A 12,398-nucleotide genomic window follows, 5' to 3' on the forward strand; every position below is an offset into this window, starting at 1 on the left:
TCCTCGACCGCTGGTTTTTTCAATCCCAGATCTCTGAACAAACAGAGGGAGTCCACCATGCAGCTCACCAAGTTCCCGCTCGCGGCCATTGCCGTCGGCGCAGTTCTCCTCACCGGTTGCGCCACGACCGATATGCAAATGGGCAGCCAGTCGGCCAAGACCATGGCTACCGGCAGCGCCGCAGGCGGCGCCACCGACAACGCGAGCAGCCAGCTCGAGCGCTGCGAATCGCCGCTCGGCACGGTCTCGCTGATCGAGAACCAGAGCGCTGGCTGGTACACCATCCTCACCGGCGAATACAAGCTGCCGCCCACGGCCAACCTGCTGCGCCTGCTGGTGCAGCAATCGAACTGCTTCATCGTGGTCGAACGTGGCGCGGCCGGCATGAACGCCATGACGCGCGAACGCGCGCTGCAGCAGTCGGGTGAAATGCGCGGCGGCAGCAACTTCGGTCGCGGCCAGATGGTGGCGTCCGACTACGGCCTGTCGCCCGAAATCGTCTTCAGCAACAGCGATGCCGGCGGCGTCGGCGGCGCGCTCGGCGGCCTGGTGGGCGGCGGCCGTGGCCGAGCCCTCGCGGCCCTCGGCGGCAGCATGCAGACCAAGGAAGCCAGCGCGTTGCTGACCCTGATCGACAACCGTTCGGGCGTGCAGGTTGCGGCCGCGGAAGGCAGCGCCTCCAAGACCGACTTCGGCGCTTTCGGTGCGCTGGCCGGTCGCAGCGGTGGCGGCGGCGTGGGTGGCTACACCAACACGGCGCAGGGCAAGGTGATTGCCGCAGCCTTCATGGACGCCTTCAACCAGATGGTTCGTTCGCTGCGCAACTACAAGGCGCAGACGGTGCGTGGGCAGGGCCTTGGTGGTGGCGGGCGTCTGGGCGTGGATGGCGGCGCTGCGCCGTCGCAGACCTATGTGCCTGCGGAGAAGGCACCGGCACGCCGCCGCAGCAACAGCACCAACTGATAGCGCGGCAGCTGCCGCAAGCAAATCAAAGAAGCCCGGCGCTCTTGCGAGCCGCCGGGCTTTTTCATTGAACGCCTGAGCGAACGGGTCAGAGGCTGAAGATCTTGCCCGGATTCATGATGTTCTTCGGGTCGAGCGCGCGCTTGATCGTGCGCATCATGTCGATCGCACCCACGCCCGCTTCGGTGACCAGGAAGTCCATCTTGTGCAGCCCCACGCCATGCTCGCCGGTGCAGGTGCCTTCGAGCGCCAGCGCGCGGCTCACCAGCGCGTGGTTCAGCTCTTCGGCCTTCACGCGCTCTTCGGGAATGTTCGGGTCGAGCAGATAGCCGAAGTGGAAATTGCCGTCGCCCACATGGCCGACGAGGAAGTACGGAATACCGCTCGCATCGGCTTCGGCCACCGAGTCGAGCAGGCAATCGGCCAGGCGCGAGATCGGCACGCAGGTGTCGGTCGAGATCACGCGGCAGCCGGGGCGCGACTGCACCGCCGCGAAGTAGCTGTTGTGCCGCGCGGTCCACAGGCGCGTGCGCTCTTCCGGCGTGCTGGCCCATTCGAATGCGTTGCCGCCATGGCCGCTCGCGAGCTCCTGAACCGTCTCGGCCTGTTCCTTCACGCCGGCAGGCGAGCCGTGGAATTCCATCAGCAACATCGGTTCTTCGCGCAGGTTGAGCTTGGCGTATGCGTTCACCATGCGCACCGTGTTCACGTCGATCAGCTCGACGCGTGCGATCGGCACGCCCAGCTGGATGGTCTCGATGGTCGTGCGCACCGCGGCCTCGATGCTCGGGAACGAGCAGATCGCCGCCGACACCGCCTCGGGCAGCGGGTAGATGCGCAGCGTGATCTCGGTGACCACGCCCAGCGTGCCTTCGCTGCCCACCATGAGGCGCGTGAGGTCATAGCCGGCCGACGACTTCTTCGCGCGCGTGCCGGTGCGGATGACCTCGCCGGCAGCAGTGACCACTTCGAGCGCCAGTACGTTCTCGCGCATCGTGCCGTAGCGCACCGCGTTCGTGCCGCTGGCGCGCGTGGCCGTCATGCCGCCGATGGAAGCGTCGGCGCCCGGGTCGATGGGGAAGAACAGGCCCGTGCTCTTGATCTCTTCGTTGAGCTGCTTGCGCGTGACGCCGGGCTGCACCGTCACCGTGAGGTCGTCGGCATTGATCGACAGCACCTTGCTCATGCGCGACACGTCGATGCTGATGCCGCCCTGCACCGCCAGCAGGTGGCCTTCGAGCGAGGAGCCCACACCGAAGGGAATGACGGGCACGCTGTGCTCGCTCGCGAGCTTCACCGCGTCGGCCACGTCCTGCGTGCTCTCTGCGAACACCACGGCGGAGGGGGGTGGTGCGTCGAAGGAAGACTCGTCGCGCCCGTGCTGCGTGCGCACTGCCATGGCCGTGGAGCAGTTGGCGCCGAAGCGGGCCTTCAGCCCGTCGATCAGGCTGGCCGGGACGTCGCGCAGATGAAGCTCCGGCATCAGGTGCGAGGTTTGGGTCGGGGCGTTCATCGGGAGTCTCCTGGCGGGTGAGGTGATCGGCCATTTTACGGAGCGAGCACCATAATGCGCTTCGGAAAAAACATGAACCCCACGACCCTCAGCGCTCTCGTGGCCTTCCCGTCGCAACTGGAGGCCCACTACGCGGCCATTCCCACCGCCTACAGGCATTGGGCGCCGCCCTCGTGGGAGGGCGTGCCCAGCGAGGCCTTCACCGCCATCGAGCAGCTTTGCCATGTGCGCGACATCGAGATCGAGGGCTACCACTTGCGCTTTCGCCGCACGCTGCAGGAGACGCACCCGACGCTCGCCTCCATCGACAGCGAACCGCTGGCCATCGAGCGCAACTACGGCGCGGCCGATGCGGCGAAAGTGCTGGCCGAATTCCGCATGGCGCGCGTGCAGACGATGGAAATCATCTCCAGCCTGAGCGACGCGCAGCTCGCGCGCACCGCGGTGTTCGAAGGCTACGGCCCGCTCACGATGCGCAGCCTCATCCACTACCTCTGCAGCCACGACCAGCAGCATCTTGCGGGCCTGCAATGGCTGGCAGGCAAGATCGACGCATCGACCGTCGATCAGTAAGAACAGGAGCCTCCATGGGCAACCGACTCTCCCAGATCGCCACCCGCACCGGCGACGACGGCACCACCGGCCTCGGCGACAACACGCGCGTGCCCAAAGACCACTTGCGCGTGCACGCGATGGGCGACGTGGACGAACTCAACTCGCACATTGGCGTGCTGCTGTGCGAGCCCATGCCAGAGCCCGTGCGCGAGCTGCTGGTCGATGTGCAGCACCAGCTCTTCAACCTCGGCGGTGAGCTGTCGATGCCGGGTTTCACGTTGCTGAAGGCCGATGCGCTGCTGCAGCTCGACAACGCACTGGCCGAGCACAACGCCGCGTTGCCGCGCCTGGCCGAATTCATCTTGCCGGCTGGCACGCGCGCGGCATCGCTCGCGCATGTGTGCCGCACGGTGGCGCGGCGCGCGGAGCGTGCGGTGGTTGCGCTCGGCGCCACCGCCGAACTCAACGACGCCTTGCGCCAGTACCTCAACCGGCTTAGCGACTTGCTCTTCGTGCTTGCACGCGTGCTCAACCGGATGAACGGCGGCGACGACGTCTACTGGAAGAGCGAGCGCATGGCACGCGCAGCCGCTGCAGAAGCCGAAGCAGACGACACCAACACCAAGGAGGTTCCATGAAATTCCCGATCGACACCCTTCGCACCTCGCTCGCCGTGACGATGGCTGCCGCGCTGTGGCTGCCAGCCGGTGCACAAGCCCAGAGCGCGGACAACCCGCCCCAGGCGCAACGCGCCCACACCATCAAGTCGCCCTCCCGCAGCGGCAAGGTCGTGGGCAGCGTGCAGCGCGGCACCAACGCCGCGGGCCGCGGAGTCAACCGCGCAGACGCTGCCACGCGACGTGGCGTGAACAACGTGTCGGAGAAGGCCAGCCGACCGGTGCGCAACGTGGGCGAGGCCTTTGGCCGCAAGTTGTCACCCGGTTCCAGCGGTCGCGCTGCACCGCCGCCTGTCGGTCCGCAAGGCAGCGCGCCTTGATCCTCGCGGGTCAGTTTGGGGCGCGCTCACGCCGACGGGGGACATTCGCGGAGGGGAGTACCCGGTGTCATTCGCACGCACCCCGAACAAAACCTCCAAGGCACAAATGGCAAGAAACATCGAGATCAAGGCCCGTATCGACAGCGTAGACCGCGTCGCAAGCATCGCCCTAACGCTGGCCGACCAGGGCCCCATCGAGATCGCGCAGGACGACACCTTCTTCCGCTGCAACGACAGCGCCGACCGCCTCAAGCTGCGCACCTTCGCGCCCGACCGTGCCGAGCTGATCTTCTATCGCCGCGCGAACAGCACCGGACCGAAGGAGTCGTTCTACCTGATCACGCCCTGCAGCACGCCCGACGTGCTGCGCGAATCGCTCACGCTCGCATGGGGACAGGCCGGCCGGGTTCGCAAGCAGCGCCGGTTATTCATCGTGGGCCGCACGCGCGTGCATCTCGACCGTGTCGAAGGCCTCGGAGAATTCCTCGAACTCGAAGTGGTGCTGGAAGAAGGCGAGCCCGCCGAAGCCGGCACAGCCGAAGCACGCGCACTCATGTCGCAGCTCGGCATCAGCATCGACCAGTTGGTGCAGGGCGCCTACGTCGACCTGATCAACGGTTGATCAGCGCCAGCCAGCAGCCTTGAGCTGATCCGCCAGAAGCTGCGCGACCTTTTCATAGCCTCGTGCATTGGCATGGATGCGGTCGGAGCGCAGCGACGAATCCGACAGGACGCTCGAATACACATTGGCGACCAGCAGCGCCTGCTGCGACTTCGCCACCTCTTCGTAGAACGGCGCATCGCTGAGCGAGCCGACGGCCGCGCGCATGGCGTCGGGCGCCGGCGTGGCCAGCACTGCGACATAGGGCGTGTGCGCACGCGCCTGGGTGATCAGCTCGACGAGGTTGTCGCGCGTGGCCGTGGCCGACACGCCGCGCAGCATGTCGTTGCCGCCGATGCCGATCAGGATCGCGTCGTAGCTCTGGGCACTCAGCAGGCCCGGCAAGCGCTGCAGCGCGCCTTCAGAGGTGTCGCCGTTGACGCCCGCGTTCTCGACCTGCCAGCCCGTGAGCGCGCCCAGTTTCACGGGCCAGGCTGCGTCGGGCGGTGCGCCATAGCCATGAGTCAGGCTGTCGCCCAGGGCCAGCACGTGGGCATCGGATTTCAGCGCGGTGGCCGACGCCTTGCGCTTGCCGCAGGCCGACAGAAGGGTGATGGCAGGCACGCCGGCCAGCAGGTGGAGGAGGTGTCGTCGCTTCATGTGGCGCGCAGCTTAAACGCAGCCTGAGGGCGCGCGGGCGCTTGTCCCTTTGCTCGGAAAGCGCATAAGCCTCCCCGTTTTTGTTCGTTCCCGGCCGGTGGGCGCAGGCGAAGAATCGTTGCCCTGCACCTTCATTCATCTCCGGGGTTCGACACCATGCCGCTGCTCACTCGCCACCGCTTCCTGCGTCATGTGGCCGCTCTCTCCATGGCCTTGCTGGCCGCGCCCGTCATCGCCTGGGCCGCGCCCGCCACCGGCGAGCCCGTGTGGTTCGGCGTGAGCGGTCCGCTCACCGGGCAGAACGCGCAGTACGGTGCGCAGTGGAAGGCGGGCTTCGACCTTGCCCTCGAACACATCAACGCGCAGGGCGGCATCCATGGCCGGCCGCTGGCCTACAACTTCGAGGACAGCCAGAGCGATCCGCGCCAGTCGGTGGCCATTGCGCAGAAGCTGGTGAACGACAAGCGCGTGCTCATCGAGCTCGGCGACTTCTCCAGCCCGGCCTCGATGGCGGCCTCGCCCATCTATCAGCGCGCGGGCCTGGTGCAGCTGGGCTTCACCAACTCGCATCCCGACTTCACCAAGGGCGGCGACTACATCTGGAGTCCCTCGATCAGCCAGGCCGACGCGCAGCCGCTGCTCGCCGAACTCGCGGTGAAGACGCTGGGCTTCAAGCGCATCGCCGTGCTGTACCTCAACACCGACTGGGGCCGCACCAGCAAGGACGTGCTGGTGAAGGCCGCGCAGGAACGCGGCGCGCAGCTCGCGATTGCCGAGGGCTACCAGGCGGATGAGAAAGACTTCCGCTCGACGCTGGTGCGCGTGCGCGACGCCAACCCCGACGGGCTGGTGCTCATCTCCTACTACCCTGACGGCGCGCTCATCGCGGGCCAGGTGCGCAGCGTGGGCCTCAAGCAGCCGATCGCCGCCGTAGGCTCGGTGTATTCGCCGAAGTTCATCGAGCTCGGTGGCGCGGCGGTGAACGGCATCTACACCAACACCGCCTTCTATCCAGAGGAGCCGCGCGCCGAGGTGCAGGACTTCGTGAAGAGCTTCCGCGCGAAGTACGGCAAGGAGCCCGATGCCTTCAACGCCTATGCCTATGACGCAGTCGTGTACGCCGCCGCAGCGCTGCGCCAGGCGGGCCCGAAGGCCGACCGCAAGGCCGTGCGCGATGCGTTCTACAAGATCAAGGACGTGCCCAGCGTGATCTTCGGCAAGGCGAGCTTCGACCCGCAGACGCGCCGCGTGATCGGCGTGAAGAGCGTCAACCTCGTCGTGAAGGACGGCAAGTGGGCGCAGGTCGACGAGAAGGCAGCCGTGGCAGTGGCCAGGTAGTCGATGAGCTTCACCTCCTTCTTCGACTACACCGTCAACGGCCTGATCATCGGCAACATCTATGCGTTGCTGGCAGTCGGCCTCGCATTGATCTTCGGCGTCTCGCACCTCATCAACTTCGCGCACGGCTCGGTGTACACGGTGGGCGCGTACATCGGCTGGGCGTTGATCACCTTCCTGCACACGCCGCTGCCGGTGACCATCCTGCTGGTGGTGCTCGGCTCGGGCGCGCTCGGCATGCTGATCGAGCGCGTGGGCCTTCGCCCGCTGCAGGGCGCGGCACGCATCGCGCCGCTGCTGGCGACCATCGGCATCAGTTTCGTGCTCGACATCGTCGTGCAGCTGGTGTTCAGCCCAGACCCGCGCTCGCTGCCCACGCAGCTGCCCGACTGGCGCCTGCAGATCGGCACCGGCACCATCGGCGCGCTCGACATCCTGATCGCGGGCATCGGCATCGCGAGCGCGGCCGTGCTGTTCGTCTTCCTGCGTTTCACGAAACTCGGCTGGGCCGTGCGCGCCACCGCACAAGACCGCGACGCGGCCCAGCAGATGGGCGTGGACGTCGACCGCGTGAACCAGACCGTGTTCGCCATCGCCGCCGCGCTGGGCGGTCTCTCGGGCCTGCTGGTGGGCATGTACTACAACAACATCAGCCCGGCGATGAGCTTCCAGGCCACGCTCAAGGGCGTGGTGGCCACCGTGGTCGGCGGCGTGGGCAACGTGCCGGGCGCCATCGTCGGCAGCCTGCTCCTGGGGCTGATCGAGAGCTATGGCGTGGCGATCCTCGGCACGCCGTATCGAAATCTCTTTGCCTTCGCGCTGCTGCTGGTCATCCTGGTGTGGAAGCCCAACGGGTTGTTCGGACGCAAGCGCGCGTTGCCGCCGGAGCCGCTGACGGGCACCTTCATTGCACCGAGCAAGCCGTGGCATGTGCCGCGGCGTCTGCTCCTTGCGTTGTTTGTAGCGGCGGTGGCGTTGCCGCTCTTCGATCCATCGCCGTACCTGCTGCAGACGCTCACCAATGCGTGGCTCTACGGTGCGCTCGCGTTGAGCCTCACGCTCGTTGCCGGCACCATCGGGCAGATCTCGCTGGGTCATGCGGGGCTGCTGGCCATCGGCGCGTATGCATCGTCGCTGCTGGTGCTCGACCTGCACCTGCCGGTCGGCACAGGCATCGTGCTCGCGGGCATCCTCACCTCGCTGATCGGTACTGCGCTGATCTTCCCTGCCTTCAGGCTGCGTGGCCACTATGTATCGATTGCCACGCTCGGCATCGGCGAGATCGTGGCGCTCACCATCCTCAACTGGGAAAGCCTCACGCACGGGCCCATCGGCGTCTCAGGCATTCCGCCGCTCTCGCTGTTCGGGCGCGATGCATCGTCGAACGAGGCTGTCTACTGGGCGTCTTTCGGCGCGATGGTGCTGCTGGCCTTGCTGCAATGGCGCCTGCTGCGTTCGCACCTGGGCCGCACCTTCCGCGCGGTGCGCGAAGACGAGGTGGCCGCGCGCGCCTACGGCGTGAGCCCCGATCGCTACAAGGCGCTGGCCTTCGGCTTCGGCGGTTTCGCGGCCGGCGTGAGCGGTGCCTTCACCGCGCACATGTACTCGTACATCAATCACGAGACCTTCGGCTCGCAGATCTCGATCCTCGCGCTGACGATGGTGATCCTCGGCGGGCTCGGGAACATCAGCGGCGCTCTGCTCGGCGCGGTCGCGCTCGTGAGCCTGCCAGAGCTGTTTCGCGTGACGGCCGAGTACCGCATGCTGATCTACGGCGTCGCGCTGCTTCTCTTGATCCGCTTCCGCCCGCAAGGCCTGCTGGGCACTGTCTGAAAGAACACATCCCCATGAGCAACCTCAACGACTACCTCGCCGAGAAACGCGCCGCCGTGCTGGCACGCAATGCCGCCGTCGAAGCGGGCACCGCACAGCCCGTGCAGCTGAAGGCCAGCGTGAAGGCAGAAGGCCGCAGCGGCGTGCGCCGCCTGCGCATCCGCGAGCACCAGATCATCAGCGACAGCCCGCCGGACTTCGCGGGCTACAACCTCGGCCCCAGCTCGCCCGAGCTGCAGCTGGGCGTGCTCGGCACCTGCGTCACGCACATCTTTCTGATCCAGGCGGCCGAACGGCAGGTGCCGCTCGAAAGCCTCGAAGTGGAAGTGACCGGCGTCATCGATCCGCGCGGCGGCAAGCCGGGCCACGAGAAGACACCGATCTGGCCGCACGAGATCGGCTACACGGTGCACATCGATTCGTCCGCGAGCCGCGAAGACATCGACGCGCTGTTCGAGGCGGTGGAGCGCAACTGCCCGATCCTCAACCTGCTGCGCAATCCGCAGACCATTCGCGCCGAGGTGAAGCTGATCAACTCGAAGGCGCAAGCGGCGAAGAAGGAAGCCGATGCCATCGCTGCTTGAGATACGCGGCCTCGTGCGCCGCTTCGGCGGGCTCACGGCCGTCGATGCCGTCGACCTGCACGTGAGCGAGGGCGAACTGCTGAGCGTGATCGGGCCGAACGGCGCGGGCAAGACTACGCTGTTCAACCTCGTCACCGGCCTCGACAAGCCCGACGCGGGGCAGGTGCTGTTCGACGGACAGGACATCACCGGACTGCCGGCAGAGCAGCTCGCGCAGCGCGGGCTGGCGCGCACCTTCCAGCATGGGCGTGTGTTCGCGAACCTCTCGGTGCTCGACAACGTGCTGGTCGGCGCACACACGCGGCTGCGCGTCGTGAAACCTCGCATCGGTGGTGTGCCAGGGTTGGGTGCGTTGGCCGAACTCGCGCTCGCGCTGGTGCAGCCCGGTGCCGTGCGCCGCGAAGAGCAGGCGCTGCGTGAGGAGGCGCGAGAAATCATCGCGCTCTTCGGCGAACGCCTCGCACCGCGCATCGACCATCCCGCGTACAGCCTCTCGTACGCCAATCGCCGCCGCGTGGAGATCGCACGGGCGCTGGCGCTCAAGCCGCGCTTGCTGCTGCTCGACGAGCCCACTGCCGGCATGAACGAGAGCGAGACGGCGGAGATGCTGGAGATCATCCGCGGCCTGAAGGCGCGCGGCCAGACCATCCTGCTGATCGAGCACAAGCTCGACCTGGTGATGCAGCTGTCCGACCGCGTGGCCGTGCTCGACGACGGCCGCAAGATCGCCGAAGGCCTGCCCGATGAAGTGCGCAACGACCCGGCTGTGATCGAGGCGTACCTGGGCCATCGCCATGTCGGCGAGGCGGTGCCCGCATGATCGCCACCGTCGCACGCACCGGTCTTTCTCCTTCGCCTCTCTGGGGAGAGGGCAGGGACGAGGGGTTGCCCGAACGCGCCGCTGCACCTGCTTCCAGCGGATCGCTGCAGCCCCTGCTCCAACTCAGGAAGATCAACAGCTTCTACGGCCCCGTCCAGGCCCACTTCGACCTCGACATCGAAGTGCGCAAGGGCCAGATCGTCAGCCTGCTCGGCGGCAACGCCAGCGGCAAGTCGACAACAATGAAGATCGTGCTCGGCCTGCTCAAGCCGCGCTCGGGCGAAGTCAATTTCAACGGCGAATCGATGCTTGGGCTGAGCACTCCGCAGATCATCCGCCGCGGCATAGGCTCGGTGCCCGAAGCGCGTCGCCTGTTTCCGGCAATGACCGTGCGCGAGAACCTGCTGATGGGCGCCTATGCGCGCAGCGACCGCAAGGCCGTGGCCGAAGACCTCGAGCGCATGCTGGAGCTGTTTCCGCGCGTGGCCGAGCGCATCGAGTTCCAGGCCGGCACGCTCTCGGGTGGCGAGCAGCAGATGGTGGCGATGGCGCGCGCGCTCATGGGCCGCCCGCAGCTCATCTGCATGGACGAGCCGACCATGGGCCTGTCGCCGCTGTACGTCGACAAGGTGCTGGAGCTCATCGCGCGCATCAACAGCCAGGGCGTGTCGGTGTTCATGGTCGAGCAGAACGCGAGCCTCGCGCTGCAGATTGCGCATCACGGCTATGTGCTGCAGACGGGGCGCATCGTGCTCTCGGGTCCGGCGCGCGAGCTGCTGGCCGATGCGCGCATCCGCGATGCCTACCTTGGCGGTGATGGCGCGGCGCGCACTGCTTCCTGATCCGGCCATCCACGGGAGAAAACACATGCCATTGAAACTCGACCACATCGTCATCGCGGTGCACGACCTCGAACGCACCATTGCCGACTACGGCACGCTGGGCTTCCATGTGCTGCGCGGCGGCGACCATCCGGGCCGTGCCACGCACAACGCGCTGGTGGTGTTCGGCGACGGCAGCTACTTTGAGCTGATCGCATGGCGCGAACCGTCGCCCACCGAACGCTGGTGGCAGCTGCTGCAACGCCACGGCGAAGGCATCGTCGACTTCGCGCTGCTGCCGCGCGACACCGCCGCCACCGTGGCCGACGCGAAGGCGCGGGGGCTCGCACTCGATGGCCCGCTCGACGGCGGCCGCGTGCGCCCCGATGGCGAGCGCCTGCGCTGGCAGACGGCGCGCGCGCCTTCGGCCGACTTGCCCTTCCTGTGCGGCGACCTCACGCCGCGCGCATTGCGCGTGCCCGAAGGCGATGTGCGCGTGCATGCCAACGGCGCGCTCGGTGTGGCGAGCCTGGCCATTGCGGTGCGCGATCTCGACGCCACGCTGGCGCGCTACCGCGCCTTGCTCGGCACCGTGCCCGACGATGCCGACACGCACATCGGCGAGCCCGTGGCGGTGCCCGGCAGCAACGTGCGGGTGGCGATCATCGCGTTGGGAGGCAGCGTGCTCGTGCTTTCATCGCCGCGCGAGAACAACAATGTGCCGGATGCGGAGGAGGGCAGCGGCATCCTCGCGCAACGCATTGCGGCGCGCGGCGAGGGCCCGTATGCGCTGGTGCTGCATACCGACAGGCCGCAATCGACCGGCACCTTCGACCTTGCACGCGCGCATGGTGCACTGATCGAACTCGACCTGCCACCGCTGGACCGTCACGTGAAGCATGGCAGCAGCTCGCGCAGCGACCTGGTCAACAGCCTGGTCGGCGGATGAGCTGGCCGTTGCCGCACCCTTGAGCATCTTGTATCGACGTTGGTGCCCGCCGAGATGTGCCTTGCGCAGCTCGGCCTGCATCTTCTTCTGCATACTGGCACTGCTTGCATTCAACAAGCGGTTGTTTCAGTCCTCACGAAGGAGAACCGGTATGAGAAAGCTCATCCTCCAGATGCAGATGTCGGTCGACGGCTATGTCTCGCCGGCCAATGGCAACCTCGACTGGCAACTGTGGGGCTGGGGCGAGCGCTGGGGCTGGGACGACAGACTGAAGCAAGACTTCAACGCCGTCTTCGAAGGCATCGACACCATCCTGCTGAGCCGGCTGATCGCGGAAGAGGGCTACCTTGATCACTGGGGTCGCGCGGCGAAGAACTTTCCCGCGAACCCGCACTACGCCTTTGCGCAGAGGATCGTCGATGCACGCAAGGTGGTGCTCACCGACAAGCTCGCGGCCTCGCGCTGGGAGCGCACGGTCATCGCGCGCGGCGGCATGGCCGAGGAGGTTAATGCGCTGAAGCGTGAACCGGGCAAGGACATCATCACCATCGGCGGTGTCGGCTTCGCATCCGCGCTGGTTGCAGCGGGGCTGGTCGACGAGTTCCAGTTCTTCGTGAACCCCATGGCGGTGGGCGCGGGGCGTTCGGTGTTCCACGACCAGCGCAAGGGCCACAAGCTGCGGCTGCTGCGTTCGACGGCGTACGAATGCGGCATGGTGGTCAACTGCTACACGCCGGGTTGAGCGGCTTGAAGGACAAGGCGCC

General features: G+C 66.9%; 14 protein-coding genes. 12 read left to right on the forward strand and 2 right to left on the reverse strand.

Annotated elements, in window-relative coordinates:
• Nucleotides 1-57 precede the first annotated feature (57 nt).
• Nucleotides 58-963: a CsgG/HfaB family protein gene (locus ACZYSP_RS20630; protein WP_093057105.1), complete on the forward strand. Its 906-nt coding sequence runs from the start codon at nt 58-60 to the stop codon at nt 961-963.
• Between the two features lie 88 nt (nt 964-1,051).
• Here the strand turns inward: ACZYSP_RS20630 and ACZYSP_RS20635 are convergent, their stop codons facing one another.
• Nucleotides 1,052-2,476, reverse strand: coding sequence for an FAD-binding oxidoreductase (locus tag ACZYSP_RS20635; RefSeq protein ID WP_093057104.1), 1,425 nt, complete (start codon nt 2,474-2,476; stop codon nt 1,052-1,054).
• A 72-nt stretch (nt 2,477-2,548) separates the two neighbouring features.
• Here ACZYSP_RS20635 and ACZYSP_RS20640 point away from each other — a divergent pair, with 72 nt between their 5' ends.
• The 4 genes from ACZYSP_RS20640 (at nt 2,549) to ACZYSP_RS20655 (ending at nt 4,650) form a co-directional block, all read left to right on the forward strand.
• Complete coding sequence (locus ACZYSP_RS20640; RefSeq protein WP_489016223.1) at nt 2,549-3,049, forward strand: DinB family protein; 501 nt, start codon at nt 2,549-2,551, stop codon at nt 3,047-3,049.
• A 14-nt stretch (nt 3,050-3,063) separates the two neighbouring features.
• Nucleotides 3,064-3,669 (forward strand): cob(I)yrinic acid a,c-diamide adenosyltransferase, encoded by a 606-nt coding sequence (locus ACZYSP_RS20645; protein WP_489016225.1) that lies wholly within the window; start codon nt 3,064-3,066, stop codon nt 3,667-3,669.
• Nucleotides 3,666-4,028 (forward strand): hypothetical protein, encoded by a 363-nt coding sequence (locus ACZYSP_RS20650; RefSeq protein ID WP_489016227.1) that lies wholly within the window; start codon nt 3,666-3,668, stop codon nt 4,026-4,028. The genes ACZYSP_RS20645 and ACZYSP_RS20650 overlap by 4 nt, the downstream gene beginning before the upstream one ends.
• Nucleotides 4,029-4,134: 106 nt before the next feature.
• Nucleotides 4,135-4,650: a class IV adenylate cyclase gene (locus ACZYSP_RS20655; RefSeq protein WP_489016229.1), complete on the forward strand. Its 516-nt coding sequence runs from the start codon at nt 4,135-4,137 to the stop codon at nt 4,648-4,650.
• Here the strand turns inward: ACZYSP_RS20655 and ACZYSP_RS20660 are convergent, their stop codons facing one another.
• On the reverse strand, nt 4,651-5,289 hold the full coding sequence (locus tag ACZYSP_RS20660; protein ID WP_489016231.1) for a GDSL-type esterase/lipase family protein: 639 nt from the start codon (nt 5,287-5,289) through the stop codon (nt 4,651-4,653).
• Nucleotides 5,290-5,445: 156 nt separating this feature from the next.
• Between ACZYSP_RS20660 and ACZYSP_RS20665 the strand changes: the two genes are divergently transcribed.
• The 7 genes from ACZYSP_RS20665 to ACZYSP_RS20695 all read left to right on the forward strand — a co-directional run bounded on the left by ACZYSP_RS20665 (nt 5,446) and on the right by ACZYSP_RS20695 (nt 12,376).
• Nucleotides 5,446-6,627, forward strand: a complete 1,182-nt coding sequence (locus ACZYSP_RS20665; RefSeq protein ID WP_489016233.1) for an ABC transporter substrate-binding protein — start codon at nt 5,446-5,448, stop codon at nt 6,625-6,627.
• Between the two features lie 3 nt (nt 6,628-6,630).
• Complete coding sequence (locus tag ACZYSP_RS20670) at nt 6,631-8,460, forward strand: ABC transporter permease (protein ID WP_489016236.1); 1,830 nt, start codon at nt 6,631-6,633, stop codon at nt 8,458-8,460.
• Between the two features lie 14 nt (nt 8,461-8,474).
• Nucleotides 8,475-9,044 carry an OsmC family protein gene (locus ACZYSP_RS20675; protein ID WP_489016238.1) on the forward strand — a complete coding sequence of 190 codons (570 nt, stop codon included), beginning with the start codon at nt 8,475-8,477 and terminating at the stop codon, nt 9,042-9,044.
• Nucleotides 9,028-9,864 carry an ABC transporter ATP-binding protein gene (locus ACZYSP_RS20680; protein WP_489016240.1) on the forward strand — a complete coding sequence of 279 codons (837 nt, stop codon included), beginning with the start codon at nt 9,028-9,030 and terminating at the stop codon, nt 9,862-9,864. Before ACZYSP_RS20675 ends, ACZYSP_RS20680 begins: the two co-directional genes overlap by 17 nt.
• Entirely contained in the window at nt 9,861-10,706 is an 846-nt protein-coding gene (locus ACZYSP_RS20685; RefSeq protein WP_256216735.1) for an ABC transporter ATP-binding protein, read from the forward strand. Before ACZYSP_RS20680 ends, ACZYSP_RS20685 begins: the two co-directional genes overlap by 4 nt.
• 25 nt (nt 10,707-10,731) lie before the next feature.
• The gene (locus tag ACZYSP_RS20690) at nt 10,732-11,634 is read left to right on the forward strand and encodes a VOC family protein (RefSeq protein WP_489016243.1); all 903 of its coding nucleotides are present in this window, start codon (nt 10,732-10,734) and stop codon (nt 11,632-11,634) included.
• Between the two features lie 151 nt (nt 11,635-11,785).
• Nucleotides 11,786-12,376 (forward strand): dihydrofolate reductase family protein, encoded by a 591-nt coding sequence (locus ACZYSP_RS20695; protein ID WP_489016245.1) that lies wholly within the window; start codon nt 11,786-11,788, stop codon nt 12,374-12,376.
• The last annotated feature ends 22 nt before the right edge of the window (nt 12,377-12,398 follow it).

The sequence above is a fragment of the Variovorax sp. F042 genome, from assembly GCF_057814215.1.